General features: G+C 70.6%; 14 protein-coding genes. 11 read left to right on the forward strand and 3 right to left on the reverse strand.

Annotated features, from left to right (window positions below):
• Positions 1 to 7 precede the first annotated feature (7 nt).
• The 4 genes from ACFC51_RS14830 (at position 8) to ACFC51_RS14845 (ending at position 6,591) form a co-directional block, all read left to right on the forward strand.
• Positions 8 to 652 carry an amino acid ABC transporter permease gene (locus ACFC51_RS14830; protein ID WP_376376334.1) on the forward strand — a complete coding sequence of 215 codons (645 nt, stop codon included), beginning with the start codon at positions 8 to 10 and terminating at the stop codon, positions 650 to 652.
• Positions 649 to 1,521 carry an amino acid ABC transporter permease gene (locus ACFC51_RS14835; protein ID WP_376528918.1) on the forward strand — a complete coding sequence of 291 codons (873 nt, stop codon included), beginning with the start codon at positions 649 to 651 and terminating at the stop codon, positions 1,519 to 1,521. Before ACFC51_RS14830 ends, ACFC51_RS14835 begins: the two co-directional genes overlap by 4 nt.
• Positions 1,522 to 1,862: 341 nt before the next feature.
• Complete coding sequence (locus ACFC51_RS14840) at positions 1,863 to 3,776, forward strand: pentapeptide repeat-containing protein (protein ID WP_376528921.1); 1,914 nt, start codon at positions 1,863 to 1,865, stop codon at positions 3,774 to 3,776.
• Positions 3,777 to 3,828: 52 nt separating this feature from the next.
• Positions 3,829 to 6,591 (forward strand): NACHT domain-containing protein, encoded by a 2,763-nt coding sequence (locus tag ACFC51_RS14845; protein WP_376528922.1) that lies wholly within the window; start codon positions 3,829 to 3,831, stop codon positions 6,589 to 6,591.
• A gap of 88 nt (positions 6,592 to 6,679) precedes the next feature.
• Here the strand turns inward: ACFC51_RS14845 and ACFC51_RS14850 are convergent, their stop codons facing one another.
• Positions 6,680 to 7,426: a hypothetical protein gene (locus ACFC51_RS14850; protein WP_376376326.1), complete on the reverse strand. Its 747-nt coding sequence runs from the start codon at positions 7,424 to 7,426 to the stop codon at positions 6,680 to 6,682.
• A 62-nt stretch (positions 7,427 to 7,488) separates the two neighbouring features.
• Positions 7,489 to 8,724 carry a PP2C family protein-serine/threonine phosphatase gene (locus ACFC51_RS14855; protein WP_376528925.1) on the reverse strand — a complete coding sequence of 412 codons (1,236 nt, stop codon included), beginning with the start codon at positions 8,722 to 8,724 and terminating at the stop codon, positions 7,489 to 7,491.
• A gap of 347 nt (positions 8,725 to 9,071) precedes the next feature.
• On the opposite strand from ACFC51_RS14855, the gene ggt reads away from it, so the two are divergent.
• The 4 genes from ggt (at position 9,072) to ACFC51_RS14875 (ending at position 13,678) form a co-directional block, all read left to right on the forward strand.
• Positions 9,072 to 10,877: a gamma-glutamyltransferase gene (gene ggt / locus ACFC51_RS14860; RefSeq protein ID WP_376528927.1), complete on the forward strand. Its 1,806-nt coding sequence runs from the start codon at positions 9,072 to 9,074 to the stop codon at positions 10,875 to 10,877.
• 143 nt (positions 10,878 to 11,020) lie between these two features.
• The gene (locus ACFC51_RS14865; RefSeq protein ID WP_376379229.1) at positions 11,021 to 11,710 is read left to right on the forward strand and encodes a glycoside hydrolase family 75 protein; all 690 of its coding nucleotides are present in this window, start codon (positions 11,021 to 11,023) and stop codon (positions 11,708 to 11,710) included.
• 86 nt (positions 11,711 to 11,796) lie between these two features.
• Positions 11,797 to 12,177: a PPOX class F420-dependent oxidoreductase gene (locus ACFC51_RS14870; protein ID WP_376379226.1), complete on the forward strand. Its 381-nt coding sequence runs from the start codon at positions 11,797 to 11,799 to the stop codon at positions 12,175 to 12,177.
• A 136-nt stretch (positions 12,178 to 12,313) separates the two neighbouring features.
• Positions 12,314 to 13,678 (forward strand): hypothetical protein, encoded by a 1,365-nt coding sequence (locus ACFC51_RS14875; protein WP_376379223.1) that lies wholly within the window; start codon positions 12,314 to 12,316, stop codon positions 13,676 to 13,678.
• A 117-nt stretch (positions 13,679 to 13,795) separates the two neighbouring features.
• Here the strand turns inward: ACFC51_RS14875 and ACFC51_RS14880 are convergent, their stop codons facing one another.
• Positions 13,796 to 14,518: a hypothetical protein gene (locus ACFC51_RS14880; RefSeq protein WP_376528929.1), complete on the reverse strand. Its 723-nt coding sequence runs from the start codon at positions 14,516 to 14,518 to the stop codon at positions 13,796 to 13,798.
• A 612-nt stretch (positions 14,519 to 15,130) separates the two neighbouring features.
• Between ACFC51_RS14880 and ACFC51_RS14885 the strand changes: the two genes are divergently transcribed.
• The 3 genes from ACFC51_RS14885 to ACFC51_RS14895 are packed head-to-tail and all read left to right on the forward strand — an operon-like array spanning position 15,131 to position 16,952.
• The gene (locus ACFC51_RS14885) at positions 15,131 to 15,313 is read left to right on the forward strand and encodes a hypothetical protein (RefSeq protein WP_376379219.1); all 183 of its coding nucleotides are present in this window, start codon (positions 15,131 to 15,133) and stop codon (positions 15,311 to 15,313) included.
• Positions 15,310 to 16,035: a hypothetical protein gene (locus ACFC51_RS14890; protein WP_376379216.1), complete on the forward strand. Its 726-nt coding sequence runs from the start codon at positions 15,310 to 15,312 to the stop codon at positions 16,033 to 16,035. Before ACFC51_RS14885 ends, ACFC51_RS14890 begins: the two co-directional genes overlap by 4 nt.
• A complete protein-coding gene (locus tag ACFC51_RS14895; RefSeq protein WP_376379213.1) occupies positions 16,032 to 16,952 on the forward strand; it encodes a DUF6895 family protein in 921 nt (306 codons plus the stop codon). The genes ACFC51_RS14890 and ACFC51_RS14895 overlap by 4 nt, the downstream gene beginning before the upstream one ends.

The raw sequence follows: 16,952 nt of genomic DNA on the forward strand, positions 1-16,952 counted from the left end.
CACCACCATGGACGTACTGACAGACAACTTCTCGCTCTACGGCAAGGGATTCCTCGGAACCCTGGAACTCACCGTCTACGCCTCGATCCTGGCACTGGTGCTCGGCTTCGTCATGGCGTCCTTCCGGGTCGCGCCCGTCGGCTCGCTCCGGGTGATCGGCACGGTCTGGGTCGCGGTGCTCCGCAACACCCCGCTGACCCTGCTGTTCTTCGCCGTGCTGCTCGGACTGCCGCGTTTCGGCCTGGTCCTGCCCTTCCAGGTCTTCGCGGTCCTCGCCCTCGGCTGCTACACCTCGGCCTTCATCTGCGAGGCGCTGCGCTCCGGCATCAACACCGTGCCCACCGGCCAGGGCGAGGCCGCCCGCAGCCTCGGGATGTCCTTCAGCCAGACCCTGGGCAACGTGGTGCTGCCCCAGGCCTTCCGGTCGGTGATCCCGCCGGTGGGATCGACGCTCATCGCCCTTGCCAAGAACTCCGCGATCGCCGGCGCCTTCAGCGTCACCGAGCTGCTGGGCACGTACAAGACCCTCAACGAACTCGGGTACAGCATCATCTGGTCCTTCGTCTGGATCGCCGTCGGATATCTGATCATCACCCTCGCCATCAGCGCGCTCTTCAACCTGTTGGAGAAGCGCTGGGGAGTCGCCCGATGACCCACACCACCGCCACCGCCACCGCGCTCTACGACATCCCGGGGCCCGCGACCCGCAAGCGCCACTTCCTCTACGGGGTCGTCTCGACGGCCGTGATCCTCGCGCTCTTCGGCTGGATCCTCTATCTGCTCTTCGACACGGACCAGTTCACCAGCGAGAAGTGGACCCCCTTCACCTACAAGGGCATCCAGGAACTGCTGCTGCGCGGGCTCGGCAACACCCTCAAGGCCTTCGCCTACGCGGCGGTCCTCTCCCTGGCGCTCGGGGCGGTCCTCGCCGTGGGGCGGCTCTCCGACCACAGGCCGGTGCGCTGGATCGCGACCCTGCTGGTGGAGTTCTTCCGGGCGATGCCCGTACTGGTGATGATCTTCTTCATCTTCGTCGCGCTCAAGGTCCAGCCGCTGCCGGCGCTGGTCGCCGGGCTGACCCTCTACAACGGCTCCGTCCTCGCGGAGGTCTTCCGCACCGGGATCAACTCCGTGGAGCGGGGACAGCGGGAGGCCGCCTACGCGCTGGGCATGCGCAAGACGCAGGTCACCACCCACGTCCTGGCCCCGCAGGCCGTCCGGGCGATGCTGCCCACCATCATCAGCCAACTGGTGGTGGCTCTCAAGGACACCTCGCTCGGCTATCTGATCACCTACGAAGAGTTCCTCCACGCGGGAAAGCTGATCGCGTCGAACCTCGACTACGGCCTCCCGTTCATCCCCGTGGTCATGGTGATCTCACCCATCTACATCGGGATGTGCATGCTGCTCTCCTGGTTCGCCACCTGGGTGGCCAGACGGCAGCGGCGCAACCCGAAGACGGAGAGAACGGGTGTCTCCGCCGCCGAACCGGGGACGGTCCTGCCGGGCCGCCTGCGGTAGACGTCGGCGAGTCCGTCCGGCAGCAGCCGGTGATCACTTCCCGCACCGTCGCGGAACCGGGATGCGCCCCGGGACCGTAGCCGGTGGGGAGAAGGTCAGCTGCGTGCCGGCCGGAGCGAGGCCGCGGAGAGTAAGGGGGCGCAACCGAACAGTCCGCCGGAACAGGGCGGTCCCACGTGCCGGCAGGCGACGTGGGGCCGCCCTCCTCCTGTGCATGGGGCGGCCGCGCGGCCCGTATGCGGGAGCGGCCGGGAACCGGCATCCCGGCACCCGGGGTGGTGGCGACCTGATGTCCGGCACGCCGGTGCAACCGGGCGGTGAAGTCGTTTGTCCTACGTGACATGACATCTCCTTCTGCCACCTCGGGTCCCCCTGCCTGGCCGTCCTGTGGGAGACGGGAAGAGGGCGCGGCACGTAGCTCCCCTGGTTGCAGGGGACGTGTCGTCGAGCCGTACCAGGAGTGTCTGGCCCATCTGGATGCCGCCGACCGGCGGGACTACCTGAGCCTTCTGGCCGCGGGTTCCGATGTCGATCACCGCGGGACGACCTTCTCCCCGGACCTGCTTGAGGAGCTGTCGGGCGCGGTGGTCGCTGGTGCCACTCATCGACCGGTCTACGGTGAGGCGGACTTCCGTGACGCCGTCTTCGTCGGGCCCGTCGCCTCCTTCGCGGACGTGACGTTCTCCCGTGCTCGCTTCGAAGGGTCCGTCCACCGGGGAGACGCGACGTTCCGGCGAGCCGTCTTCTCCGGCGACGTGACGTTCCTCGGCGCGAGCTTCGGCCGAGCGTCCGATTTCGCAGGGGCTCGCTTCGGTGGGACGGCTGACTTCCGCACGGCCTCGTTCGAGGGCGGCCGATCGATCTTCGTCGGATGCCGGTTCGAGGAGAAGGCCGAATTCGGACTGAGCGCGTTCTCCGGACGGGTCGACTTCACTCGTGCGCACTTCTCCGGGGACGCCGTCTTCGAACGTACGACGTGCTCGAGGCAGGTGTCCTTCGCAGGGGCGACGTTCGGGGGCCGGGCGGACTTCCGGCATGCCGCGTTCACGGCACGGGCCGACTTCGCCCGAGTGGCCGTCCTGGACGACCTCGACCTCTGCGGCACCGTGTTCGCCGACACCGCTGACTTCGACCGCGCGGGCTTCGAGGGCGTTTCCACCATGGGGCCCTTCCTGTGTGAGGGAACCCTGGACCTCTCAGGCGCGGTGTTCTCCCTCCCCGTCACCGTCATGGGGACAGCACGGGCTGTCGTGTGCGAGCGGACCCGGTGGATGGCCACGGCGCTTCTGCGACTGCGGTACGCGGAGGTGGACCTCACGGACACGGTCGCCGAGTACCCCGTGTCCTTGGTGACGCACGCGCGCGCCTTCACCGACGGGCGCACCGGCATTCCGCTGCGCGAGCCGTCCGAGCAGTGGGGCGCGGACCACGGAGTCGCAGTCCGGTCGCTGAGTGGTGTGGATGCGGCTCACGTGAGCCTGACCGACGTCGACCTGTCTGTATGCCGCTTCGCCGGTGCTGTTCATCTGGACCAGCTCAGCGTGAAGGGCCGGTGCACCTTCGCCGAGCCCCCGAGCGGCTGGACGTGGTCACCCTGGCCCGCTCGATGGACACCGCGACGGACCCTCGTGGAGGAGCACCACTGGCGCCATGGGGCCGGACGCCGCGAGTGGAGCCGGCCAGAGGGCGACGAACCGATTCTCGGCCCGGCGACGCTGACCGCGCAGTACCGGGAACTGCGGAAGTCGTTCGAGGACAGCAAGAACGAGCCCGGAGCGGCCGACTTCTACTACGGAGAAATGGAGATGAGGCGCCATGACAGGGCGACACCGCAAGGTGAGCGAGGGCTGCTTGCTCTGTACTGGGCAGTCTCGGGCTACGGTCTGCGCGTCTCCCGCTCTCTGGGATGGCTCATCGCGGCCATGGCCGCCACCGTTCTGCTGATGATGCTGTGGGGGCTCGCGGAGAACGAGCCGAAGCCGTTGACCTACGGAACTCAGGCGGCACCCGGCCAGCAGGTACGGCTCCGCACAGACAGCCCGGCCCCGGCCAATCCCGATGGAGCCCTCGTCGACCGGTTGACGACGAACCGCTTCGAGAAATCACTGAGAACCGTGGTCAATTCGGTGGTGTTCCGTTCCGGTGGCCAGGACCTGACCACCGCGGGTACCTACGTCGAGATGGGTGCCCGGATCGGAGAGCCGGTTCTTCTCGGGCTGTCCGTTCTCGCGCTGAGAGGCCGGGTGAAGCGCTGAGGTTCCGGGCCGAAGGGGGGACGACCGGGGTGGTGGCTGCCAAGATGAACCGGTGGACTACCTGAGCAGCACTCTCGCCGCAGTGATGAGTGAAGTCATGCGTGAGGCGGCGAAGCCCTGTGTCGATCAGGTCAGCAGGGAGCTCGTCCGGCGGAGGATCCTGACAGCTCCTCAGGCCGACGATCTTCTGCGAGCCGTGAGGGCCCCGCGGGCGGACCGGTTCGCGACGCTCGGGCTCCTGCAGTCCCTTCCTGACGGTGCCACTCCCGCGCACGTGCGGCGGGCCATCGGTTCGAGAGCCTTCGGGGTCTTCGCCCGACAGCTCATGGCCCTTGCCCTGTGCGACGAGGACAAGGCACATAAAGTACACATCGAGAAGGGGCTGCAGAACCTCTTGCTCCGCACCTTCTCTTCAGTCAATCGCTTCGGTGTCGTGCCGTACAGTGGGCAACTTTTCACCTTGCTGGACGTGTGCTGCGCGGAAGTGGCGGATGCGGTGAAGAAGCTCTTCAGGCGTGCCGATCCTGCCTTCTCGTGGGAGGCTCAGCCGTTGCTGAAGGCCATCGTCGGCACGATCGAGCAGAGTGTCGACGCGATGGCGGAGGAGGAGGACGGGGCCTGGCGCCGTGATTACGCCACGGCATTCATGAGGAGCCATGAGAGGATCGAACTTCCCGATTTCGACCTGCGCAAACGTGTTCACCACTCCGAGATCTTCGTGGCGCCACACTTCGCGATGGTGGGAGGGGAGGACGACACCTACGAGCCCCGCCGCGCAGGCCGGGCGCGACTGCCGTTTCAGATCAGCTTCAGTTCGCTGGCGTCCTCCGTCAGTCATACGGTCATTCTCGGTGACCCGGGTGCCGGAAAATCAACGGCCAGTTCCGTCATCGGCTGTCGATGGACCGAGGGCGGCCGAGGAGTCTGCTACATACTGAAGATCAGGAACATCGATTTCACGAGATCCGGGTTCGATCTGGTGGCGACGATCAGCGCCATGATTCTGAATTCATTGCAGCAGAGAGTGACTGCCGAGAATATATCGCGGTCACTTGTCGACGGTTCCGCCCTGGTCATCTTTGACGGGTTGGACGAGCTGGCGGAGACGATACCGGGCAGGCTGGCGAGTCATGCGATCGAAGAGGCGAGCCTGGCCTACCCGCTGGCCCGCTTCCTGGTCACCTCACGGCGACTCGGATACACCGCGGTGCAGTTGGACCAATCCGTGTTCCACACCTACACACTCCAGCCGTTCGATGTGGGTCAGGTGCGGTCCTACGCCTTGAAGTGGTTCGCCTTCCGGGCCGAAGGATCCGAAAAGCAACTGGAACTGGCTGTGGCGGACTTCATGGACGCCAGCGAATCCATTCCGGACCTGCGGGAGAACCCGCTGCTCCTTGCCGTCATCTGCCTTCTCCATGCCGGTCACAGCGAACTTCCCCGTAGCAGGCCCAAGATCTACCGGAAGTGTGTCGAGCTGCTGCTGAGGACGTGGGACTCGCACCGGGGTATCGGAGAGCACGGCGACCTGGAGGTTCTCGAACTCGTCTTGGCGGAGGTCGCGCATCTCACGCTCTTCAAGCCGGTCCACCGCGACGGGATGACGGAAGCCCAGGTCCGTGAGGTCGCAGTGGAGGTACTGCTCCGGGATGCGGTGTCGGACCGGTTCGAGGCGGTCGCCCTCGCCAAGCAGATGATCAACCTTTGCCGGGGGCGTGCCTGGATGTTCACGGATGTCGCGCCCGGATCACCCGATGCCGAGATCTTCTCCTTCACTCATCAGAGCTTCCAGGAGTACTTCGCGGCGCGGCGCTTGGTGCTGACGTGCGATACGCCGGCAGAGCTGGCCGCGGAGATCGAGGACTGCGTACTGGACGAGAAGCTGGAGATCTTTTCGCAGATCTGCCTCTCCCTGTCGGGGGAGAAGTTCATCTCGGGTCCGACGCAGGTGTATCTGCATTGCCTCCGGGCGAACGAGCGGCGTCCGCTTCGCGAACAGGAGGCGATTCTTCGATTCCTGATCAGAAGTGCGAATCTGGTCATGCTCAATCGAAGCGCGCGGCTCGCGCTCGTTCGCAAGGCGCTGCAACAGATGGAGAGCGACGCACGGTTCAAAGACCTGCCGACACTGATGCGCTCCGGTCACGGCAGTCCTCTCGCTCTGCGCCATGTGATCGGAGAGGCTCTTCGGGAACGACGTGACCGTGACCCTGCCGCTCTGCAACGCATCATCACGCGGGATCCCTGGCTCTGGGAAGTCTGCCTGCGCGAGGGAATCGTGTCCCTGAAGTCGATGGGGCGGCTGTTCGAGGGGTACATGAAGAAGATGGTCCGGGACGATGATTCCTGCTCCGCGGAATGGTTGATGAGGTCGCTCCACAAGGGGCAGGCCGATCAGGGCGCCCGGGATGTCTGCATCAGCATTCTGGAGGGCGTCGCGGAGCATGTCCGGCGGGATGGCATTCGAACCGACAGTGGGCCGGAGGCGCCCTATGCGCTGTTCGACAACAACCCCATGGTGAAGCTGACGTCGCGTGCGTTGGCCCGCCATCAGCAACTCACCCCCGATGCGGTGGTAGGCCTGGTATATGTGGCCATGGCATTCTGTGAGGTGAGCGCCCACTATCAGCCCGGAACCATCACGGAGAGATCCGGGGTGATTGTCAGGTTTATGGAATCCCGGCTGTACAGGACGCCGGCTCTACCGGCTGAGGTATCTGCCCTTCCCTCGGCGGACCGGGATCGAATCAAGCGATGGTGTCGCCGCGAAGCCAACTTCTTCGAATGGGTGGATCTGTTGGTGGAGACCGGTTGAGTTGACCTCGTAGGGCTCGGTGCAATGCCCGAGCCGGTGCCCGGTCCGCCCGTCGCTTCCTCGCCGAGGGCGATCAGGGAGCCGTCTCTCAGCTCGCGGCCCGGTGGGAGGCGGGGGGTTCGGTGGGCAGCGCGGCCTGGGCGGTGCGGGTGACGTCGCCGATCAGCTCGACGACGTCGGGCCCGTACGCCTGGGAGTTGACCACTTTCAGGAGCAGCACGAAGGAGCCGTTACGGTGCTTGCGCTGCAGCTTCTCGTAGTTGCGCATCAGGTAGCGCGAGGCGGCCTGGTTGGTGATGGCGCGCTGTCCGCAGAGCAGGAAGACCGGACGAGCGTCCTGACCGCCCGTCAGCCTGGCGAGCAGGACGTGTTCGGAGACGCCGGACTCCAGCCGGTAGCGCTCCGATCCCACCTGGAAGGCCGCGCGGTCGGGACCCGGATCGCTCCCGGTGCTGATCTTCACACCCGGGAGGAGCGACTGGAGGTGGGCCGCCATGCGCCGGTTGGACCCCGGCCCGCCGACGCAGAACTCCGTGCGCTCGCCGAAGCCTTGCTGGGCGGTGTCGTGGGAGACGATCTGGGCGTGGGCCGCGCAGTCCTTGATGAGGGCCGAGAGTTCCAGCAGGGCGAAGACGTCGTGGCGGTGGACCGCGCCGTCGCCGCCGGCGTCGCGGTTGACGACGAGCAGGCACTCGGAATTCCCCGGGAGCCCGAAGAAGGCCTGCTTGCGGCGGAGCTTGCGCCGCCAGAGGTACGTACGGGCGACCCAGCCCAGGGCGGCGCTGATTCCGGCGGCTATGAGACCGAGCACGATGTTGCGTACGTCGTCATTCATGAGCGGGCATAGTAGCGGTCCGTTCGGACACCTGACCGGGGCGGTCCGGGCCATGGGGCGGGTCAGAGACGGATGATGACCAGCGCGGTGTCGTCGGTGTTGCCCGTGGAGGGCAGGAGGTCTGCCAGGAGCGCGTCGGCCAGGGCTTCGGGGCCCGACCGCCCGTGCAGGACGAGAGCTTCGGCGAGGCGGGTCAGACCGACGTCGATGTCCTCGTCGCGGCGCTCGATCAGCCCGTCGGTGTACAGCACCAGGATGGCGCCCTCGGCGAAGGGCACCGTGGCCTCCGGGCGGGGGACGTGATCGGGGCGGGCGCCCAGCGGCGGGTCGGTCGCCCGGTCGAGGAAGGTCACCGTGCCGTCGGGGCCGAGCAGGACCGGGGGAGGGTGGCCCGCGCTGCTGTAGACGACGGTGTGGGACTCCCAGTCGATGAAGGTCTTCACCGCGGTGGTCGACTCGGCCCCGTCGACATGGCGGGCGTAGAGCCCGAGGGCCTCCAGTGCACGGGCGGGGCCGTCCGCGACACGGGCCGCCGCGCTCAACGCGCTGCGCAACTGCCCCATGACACAGGCAGCTTTCAGGCCATGACCGACGACATCGCCGACGGCGACCGCGATGCGGTCACCGGGGAGGTCGACCAGGTCGTACCAGTCTCCGCAGACGTTCAGGGTGCCGACAGCGGGCCGGTAGCGGACCGCCGCCCGGTGATGCCCCACCGGGGAGGGGGCGGGAAGCAACGCCTCCTGCAGGGCCAGGGCGACCTCGCGGTCACGGGCGTGGGCCCGGCGCAGGCGCTCGTTGACCTCCTGGAGTTCCCTGGCGCGGGTGTAGAGCTCGGCCTCCAGGACGCGGGCCCGGCTCTCGTTGGCGGGTCCGCCGCGGCTGCGGGCCTGGAGGAGCTCGGTGACCTCCTCGACGCGGTGGACGACCAGCATCACGTTTCCGTCCGGGTCGACCACGGGTGCGTTGACGGGGCTCCAGTAGTGCTTCACCCAGTGGCCGGGCCGGTCACGCTCCTCGATGTCGTACCGCACCAGCGCCATGGTGTCGCGCTCCCCGCCGGCCACCACACGCAGCATCGACTCCCGGGTCTCCCGCATGCCGGCGGCGGCGGGATCGTTGGGGTTCTCCGGGAACACGTCGAAGATGTACTGGCCCAGCAGCTGCTCGCGCGTGCGTCCGGCCAGGCGGAGGAAGTCCTCGTTCGCGTCGGCGTACACGAGGTCGGGGGTGAGCAGGGCGACCATGCCGGGCAGGGCGTGGAAGACCGCCTCGTAGTCGATCTGCGGTTCCCTCATGTGCTGTCCGCCTCGGTGCCGGCCGGTCCTGTGCGTTCCACCTTAGGAGGAGCCGGGCCGCCGGGCGCGGGATCGACCCCCTCGGGCCGGGAGAATCACCTGGGCGGGTACCCGGCGGCGAGCGGATCACGGTCCTCCCGGGGCGTTCCGGACGACGACGCGCGGCGCTCCGCCCGCCGGACCCGGAGGGTGGCGCGCGGAGGGGCCGGCCCGGCGCAAGGGTGTTCCTGGCGTGGCCCGTTCCCGGTGCGAAGGAGCACTCGGTCCCGACACAGGGCGGAGGCGGTCCTGACGGTACGGCCGGTGCGGCGTTACCCTGCGCGGACGATCCTTCACTGGAGGTACGGATGCGTCATTCCGTCGGCCGGAATGTGTCGTTCCTAAGCGTGATCGCCGTCATCGGTTCGCTCGGCGCCGCGGCCCCCGCGGCCTCGGCGCCACCCGTTCCGCCCCCCAAGTCGCCGGTGGCGGTGGGACACGGGGGAGCGGTGTCGAGTGTCGACGCGGACGCCTCGGCAGCCGGGATCGAAGTGCTCCGCAAGGGAGGGAACGCCGTTGACGCGGCCGTCGCCACCGCCGCCGCGCTGGGGGTCACCGAGCCGTACTCGGCGGGCATCGGGGGTGGCGGGTACTTCGTCCACTACGACGCCAGGACGCACCGTGTACAGACCATCGACGGGCGCGAGACCGCCCCGCGCAGCGCGGACCCGTCGCTCTTCCTGGAGAACGGGCAGCCGATCCCCTTCAACGACGCGGTCACCAGCGGCCTGGGCGTCGGCACGCCCGGCACACCCGCCACCTGGGAGAAGGCGCTCGACGCGTGGGGCAGCAAGCCGTTGGGGCGGCTCCTCGAACCGGCCGAACGGCTGGCCCGCGACGGATTCGTCGTGGACGAGACCTTCCGGTCCCAGACCGCGGCCAACCAGGCCCGGTTCGCCGACTTCCCCGCCACCTCCGAACTTTTCCTGCCGGGCGGGCAGTTGCCGGTCACGGGATCGGTGTTCAAGAACCCCGACCTCGCCCGTACGTACAGGACGCTCGGCCGCGAGGGCGTCGACGAGCTGTACCGGGGCGACCTGGCGCGGGACATCGTCTCGACGGTGCGGAACCCGCCCGTGGACCCCGCGGCCACCCGTGTGGTGCGCCCCGGAGACCTGACGGCCGCGGACCTCAGGGCCTACCGCGCGCTCCGCCAGGACCCGACGAGGACCGGCTACCGGGGTCTCGACGTCTACGGCATCGCACCCTCCTCGTCAGGGGGCACGAGTGTGGGTGAGGCCCTCAACATCCTGGAGTCGACGGACCTCTCGGAGGTGAGCAGCACCCAGTACCTGCACCGCCTCATCGAGGCCAGCAGGATCGCGTTCGCCGACCGGGGACGCTGGGTCGGCGACCCGGCGTTCGAGGACGTGCCGACGCGGGAGCTGCTCAGTCAGCGCTTCGCCGACTCGCGCGAATGCCTCATCAAGGACGACGCGGTGCTCACCAGTCCGCTCGCTCCCGGCGACCCGCGCGACCCCGCCCGCTGCGCCACCGGCGGAGCCACCGCCCCGACGACGTACGAGGGCGAGAACACGACGCATCTGACCACCGCCGACAAGTGGGGCAACGTCGTCGCCTACACCTTGACGATCGAGTCGACGGGCGGCAGCGGCATCACCGTGCCGGGGCGGGGGTTCCTGCTGAACAACGAGCTGACCGACTTCTCCTTCGCGCCGGCGAATCCGTCGGTGCACGATCCGAACCTGCCGGGCCCGGCCAAGCGTCCGCGGTCGTCCATCTCGCCGACCATCGTGCTGGAGCACGGGAAGCCGGTCCTGGCCCTCGGATCGCCGGGCGGGGCCACCATCATCACCACCGTCCTGCAGTCGCTGACCGGCCATCTGGACCGGGGGCTGCCCCTGGTCGAGGCGATCGCCGCGCCGCGCGCCAGCCAGCGCAACTCCGCCACGACCGAGATCGAGCCGGGACTGTGGGACAGCCCTCTGCGCGGCAGGCTGGAGGCCCTCGGACACGTGTTCAAGGCGAACCCGGAGATCGGGGCCGCCACCGGTGTCCAGCGGCTGCCCGACGGGCGCTGGCTCGCGGCCGCCGAAAAGGTGCGGCGCGGTGGTGGCTCGGCGATGGTGGTGCATCCGAGCGGCCGTTCGTGACGGTACGCCGCATGCACGGGCCTCGGGGCCGGTACGACGCTCCCTCGCGTCGTACCGGCCCCGAGCCGGTGAAGCGGTGGGGCCGCGCCGGTAAGGGAGGGTCCGCCAGGCCCTCCGTGTCCAGTGAAAGGGCATCTCCCACGGTGCGTAAGCGCATGCTCGTCCTCGCCGCGGCCTCGGGCGCCGTCCTCCTCGCCGCCTCGGCCCTCCCCGCATCGGCCGAATCCTCCGCCGGAGCACCGGCCGATGACACGGTCGGAGCCGCCGAGCTCCTGGCGCGGGTGAAGACCTGCAGCCGGATCTCCCACGGGATGTACCGGACGGACCAGGGCACCAAGGCGGCCATCCCCGTGTGCGGGACGAAGGAAGCCGTGTTCTGGAAGGCGGACATGGACATCGACTGCGACGGGAGGACCACCACCCTCTGCAACAGCAGGACGGACCCGTCCTTCCAGGCGCAGACGGCGTTCACGACGTCGGCCGGCAAGCCGCTGGACGCCGCCGCGCTGCCGTACGTCGTGGTGCCGGGCCCCGGGCCGATCTGGAGGTACTCCAGGTCCGGGATCAAGGGGGGCGGGGTGGCTGCCGTCATCCACGACGGGAAGGTCCGGTACGCCGTCGTCGGAGACACCGGCCCCACCGGGATCATCGGCGAGGCCTCGTACGCCATGGCCCGGGAGCTCGGGATCGACCCCGACCCGAAGACCGGCGGCACGGCCTCCGGTGTCACCTACATCCTGTTCCGGAATTCCAGGGTGTCGCCGATCGAGGACCACGCGGCCGCCGTCGCGGAGGGCGAGGCACTCGCCAGGGCGTTCGTCGCGGGCGGCTGACGGGCGCGGCGGGGGCGCGCCCCCGGGCCCCCGCAGGCACCGGGCCGAGCTCCCGCGCCGGGCGTCGTCCGAGTAGGGTCGCGCCCGTGACTCTCCAGGATTTCGCGCGCAGTGAGTACGTCAGCCTGACCACGTACCGGAAGGACGGCACGCCCGTCGCCACGCCCGTCTGGGCCGCGGCCGACGACGGGGTGCTGTACGTCTGGACCCGTTCGGACTCCTGGAAGGTGAAGCGGCTCCGCAACGACAGCCGGGTCCGTGTCACCGTCTGCGACGTCCGCGGCAGGATCGCCGAGGGTGCGCCGAGCGCCGAGGGGACGGCGCGTCTGCTCGACGCCGACGGGACCCGGGCGGTGCGCAAGGTGCTGGCCCGCAAGTACACCTGGAAGTTCTGGCTGGTGGACTGGCCCGCCATGGTCGCGCGGCTCGGCAAGCGGCCCCATACGGGGATCGCCGTCACCCTCTGACGGGGCGTGCCCGGACCGCCCCGCGCTCCGGCCGCAGCACGCCGGTAAAGCGGGCGTAGCCCGTCCGTAACACGCCTGCGGTCGAATGCCCGGCAGACTGGAATGCTCCAGTCCCGGGCGACCGGTGAGGGCGACGGTGACAGTGGATCAACATGCTCCGGAAATAAGGGCGTTCGCTCAGTACCTACGAGACCTGGCGGCCCTGCTCGACCCCGGGCGCGGCTGGTACGGGGTCTTCCGGGCGCGCGACCCCGAAGGCATGCGCGCCTGCTTCGACGGTACCGAAGTGCCGCCCTGGGACGTGGTCGAGGCGTTGCTCCAGGACCTCGCCGCGGTGCGCGGCACCGCGTTCGCCGCGCGGGAGTCCGTACAGGCCGCCGCGCTGTGCGCCGCTTCGGCGGCCGCGTACGACCGGCGTCCGGGCGGGCGGCAGGCGCTCGTGGACCGGCTGTCCGTGATGCTCCAGGAACAGGCGTACGCGGCGCGCCGGATGCAGGCCGCCGACGCGGACGGTGCGGGTGCTCCGGACGGGGGCACGGAGGCGCAGGCATGGGCGCGCGACGACCACGTCCGTGCCACGGCCCGCTGCTCCGAGCTCCGCAGCCGGCTGGCGGCGGTGGAGCGGACGGTGCCGGATGCCTGGTTCCGTGAGCAGCGGGGACCGGACGTGCCCGAGCGCGGTGCCGTTCCCGTGGTCCCCGGGCCCCGCCGCCCGGAGGAGCATCCGGCTTCTCGCGTGGTGGAACGCCCGGCGGCGGAAGCGCCCGGGAAGAAGCGGGTGAAGCCGCGCGGGGCGCGGTTCGCGGGGCTGGAGGTCGAGGACGGAGCGGGTGCCGATCCGCTGCCTCCGGGCGGGCCCGTGGCGGCGGCCCCCGCACCGGACGCCGCCGCGCCGCGCGGGGCGCGCTTCGGTGCCGTACGGGCGGAGGTGGCCAGGCCTGCGGCCCCCGCAACCGCGGAGCCCGACCCCGTCGCACGACGGGCCGCGGAGGACACCGTCGCGCTGCTGCTGCGGCTGCGCGCGGAGGGCCGCACCGGCGAGGCGCACGTGGCGCTCTGCGAGGCTGCCGGACGGCCGGCGGGCCACCTGCCGGTCCTCGCCGTGGCTCTCCACACGGCCGGTCTGGACGCCGACTGGGCGACGCTCCTGTGGGAGGTGTCCTCCCTGCCGCCGGCCGGACTCGCCGCCGCCGCCGGCGCGCTGGCCGCGGCGGGCCGTGCGGACGACTGCGGGCAGCTGCTCCGCCAGGGGGTCGCCCGGCCCGCCGGTGAGATCGCCGATGCCGTCGTCGCCCTCGACCGGGCCGGACTGGAGCCGGAGGCGCGGACGCTCCTGGGAGCGTTCGTGCGGGCGCGGACCCCGCAGGACGCGGCGCGCATCGCCGAGGGCGGACCCGGGCACCTCGTGCCCCGGCTGCTGGCCGCGGCACGTGAGGTGTCCGCGGCCCGGGAGTGGGACCTGGTCCACGCGCTCCGGGTCGCGGGCATCGCGGCGCCGTAGACGCGCGTCCCGGTGCGCTCCGACCGGCGGGGCACGCGTGACGGACCGGACGCTCTCCGGCCGGCGGGGCACGCGTGACGGACCGGACGCTCTCCGGCCGGGCGTCCCGGCGAACCGTCAGGGGCCGCCCAGGAGGCCGCTGAGCAGCCCGCCGACCAGGTCTCCGAGAGGCCCTCTGCTCGCGGGCGTCTCCTCGGGCTCCGGGGCCTGGGCGTCGTCACCGCCGCCGGCCGGGGGCTCGGTTCCGGTGCCGGTCTCCGGGGGACTGGAGGGCTCTGCCGTCGACGAGCCTTCGCTCCCCGCGTCCTGCGCGGGCTGCCCGGACGTGCCGGAGGCCGGGGTCCTGGAGGGCGCCGCGTCGGCCACGGCGTCCCCCACCGGGATGTCCGACGGGCCCGCGGAAGCGCGGAGGCCGTCCGCGGCGGTGGGCCCGGCGCTCGTGGACGGACCGGCTGCGAGGAGTGTTCCCGGACCGGTCGTCCCGTCGGCCGCTCCGGGGGACGGGGAGGGCGAACGGCCGCCGTCCGGAGTCGCGGTCGGCCGCGGTCCGGACTCGCGGTCGAGGCCCATCGCCCGGGGCAGCCGCAGGAAGGGCGCGCTGGAATCGCTCCCGATCAGCGTGGCGACCAGGGTCGTGGCGTAGCAGGCGCAGCAGAGTGCGGCGACGGTTCCCGCCCGGCGCCAGGTACGGCTGCGCCGTCCGGTCAGGTCGACGAAGACGGGCCCGGTGGACGGGGCGGGGGAGCGGGGGGCCGGCCGCCCGGCCCGTGCCGGTGGGGAGTCCGCTGCCTCCCCCGGGCCCCCGTCGGCCTGCGTGCCGGCCACACGGGGCAGGTCCACGGTGTCGCCCGTGGTCCCTCCGCCCGCGCTCGCTAAGGCGTCTTGCTTCCGGCGTTCCCGTACGTCATTCGCCGGCGCACTGGCTATGCCCACGTAAGTCTCCCCTTCGTCGCCCTGCCGGGCCGCATACCCGCAGGGCCTTGCGTTGCCGGGCCCACGTCACATCCGTGCCGAGGAGGTCCGGCGGCCGCGCCGGACCTCCTCGGTCCCCCATGGGTTCGGAGCCGGCAGCCGTACGGATTGGTCGGACGGCCGACACCGTTCACCACTTTCCCCGATCCCGGGGTGACCGGAGTGGCCATCACATGAACCGCCCCCGCAGCGGCGGGACTTGATGTACGGCGGCGCGACGTGCGGTGCCCGGATCCGGGCCGGAGCGGGCCGCCTGCCGTGTGCGGGAACGCGGGGGCCCGAGCGCACCCCCCGGGCGGGCTGTCCTGCGTCCCCGGTGGAGGTGCCTCAGGGGCGCGGCCGGGGCTTCTCGGGCCCTGTGGTCCATGCACATGGCCAGTAGGGACGGACTTGCGGAGAGATTTTCCGGATCACCCTTTAGGGTCGATCGAGGCATAACCACACAAGTGGTACATGTCCCCCCAGTGATGTGGAGGCACCATGCTTACCCAGGAGATCACTCTCACCGCGACCCCGGCGCAGACCACCACGCTCAGCGCCCTGATGGCGGAGCCCGAGGCGGTCGTCAGCGACGCCCCGCTCTACACCCCCGAGGCCGCGGGCTTCCTGCTCGCGCTCCTCCTCCTGTCTCCCAAGGAGCCGAAGGAGCCCCGGGGCAAGTGAGTTCCCACTCCGCATTCGCCGAGGCGGCCGACGCCCTGGCGGCACGTGTCCTCGGTGCCTTCACCGGCACCGGGGACGCCGTGCAGCTGGCGCGGTACGTCGACGACGCCCCCGACACCCTCGCGGCGCTGGCCGCCGTACGGGTCCTGGGTGCCGACGTCTTCAGTCCCCACCTCCTCACCGGCCAGGCGTTCGAGCCGCAGGACGCGGCCGTCGTCGTCAAGGCCTTCGACGCCTTTCCCGCATCCGACACCACGGAAGAGGCGACGGTCGCCCGGCGCGACCATGCGACCGCGGTCCTGCTCGCCCGGCTCTCCGGTGACGACACCCTGCGCGAACTCGCCCCCGAGCCGACGGGCGACGCGCTCCCCGCGGCCGGGGAGTGGAGCGCCTGGTCCGTCCGGATGGCCCAGCTCGCCCCCCTGGCCACGCCCGGTCTCGACGGCCCGGTCCATGGGGCCGCCCGCGGCGGAGCCCTCGCGCTGAGCAGGGGCGTCAGCCGGTCGATCCTCCGCCGTGACTTCCCCACCGCCGGACGCCTCGTCCGCTGGCTGGCCTGGCTGCGTCACGAAGGCGTCGGCCTGCCCCTGGACCCGGAGGTCGCCGTGGAGCACGTGCACCTCGTGGGAGGAGCAGGTCCGCGTGCCGCCCTCGACCTGGCGATCGCACGCGCCCTCCTCGGACAGCGGCCCGGCACGGACCCCAAGGCGGCACGCACATGACGACGATCCCCGAACCGGTCACCCGGGCGGCCCGCAGCATGGCGGACCGCGCCCTCTCGTGGCTGCACGCCAACCGGGACCTGGGCGGTCTCCCGCCCGGCACCACCGAGACGATGGCCGACCCCGACAGCGTCTACAAACCCCTGGGGGAGACCACACTCGCCGCCTCCCTCATCCTGAGGGACGGCGTCGCCGGACCAGGACGGCTGGCCGCCGCCCAGAGCCTGATGGACTTCACCTGGGAGCAGTTCCGGCACGGCGACATGATCTACGAACGCCAGCTCCGCCACACGCTGATGACGGACCCGCTGGAGATGTACGCCCCCTTCGTGCGCTGCGGCTACCGCCACGAGGAGCTCGACCGGCTCCTCGCGCACCGTTCCCGCATGCGGTCCGTCAGCAGCGTCGAGGTGCTGCCGAACCGGCGGCTCGCCGTCGCCAACGCCGCCCGTGTCGTCGGCCTGGACCACACCGAGGACATGAAGGCCCTGGCGGCCGGCACCTGGCTCGGCGCGCGCCCGGAGCCGTGGGCCATCAACTGGATCACGGCCTACGCCATGACCCACACGGTCTTCCACCTCACCGACTGGGGCGGGAACCCGGGCGGCCTGCCGCCCGAACTCGCCGACTACGTCCGCACCTGGCTCCCCGTGTGGATCGACGTCTGGCGGGAGGTGGGCCAGTGGGACCTCGTGACGGAACTCCTCGTCGTCGGGGCCTCGATCGAGGACCCGTACTGCCGGCCGGAGGACTGGGAGGCCCTCGCGGCGCTCCAGCACGAGGACGGACTCGTCCCCCGGGACAGCGACCCCGTGGACGACGACCCCCAGCGGCGGTTCACGGACCACCAGCACACGGTCGTCGTCGCCGCCGTCGCCGGGTCCGTCGCGCTCGCCCGGGCGGCTGAGCAGGGGTGA

It is taken from the genome of Streptomyces sp. NPDC055962, from assembly GCF_042270185.1.
Classification (GTDB): Bacteria; Actinomycetota; Actinomycetes; order Streptomycetales; family Streptomycetaceae; genus Streptomyces.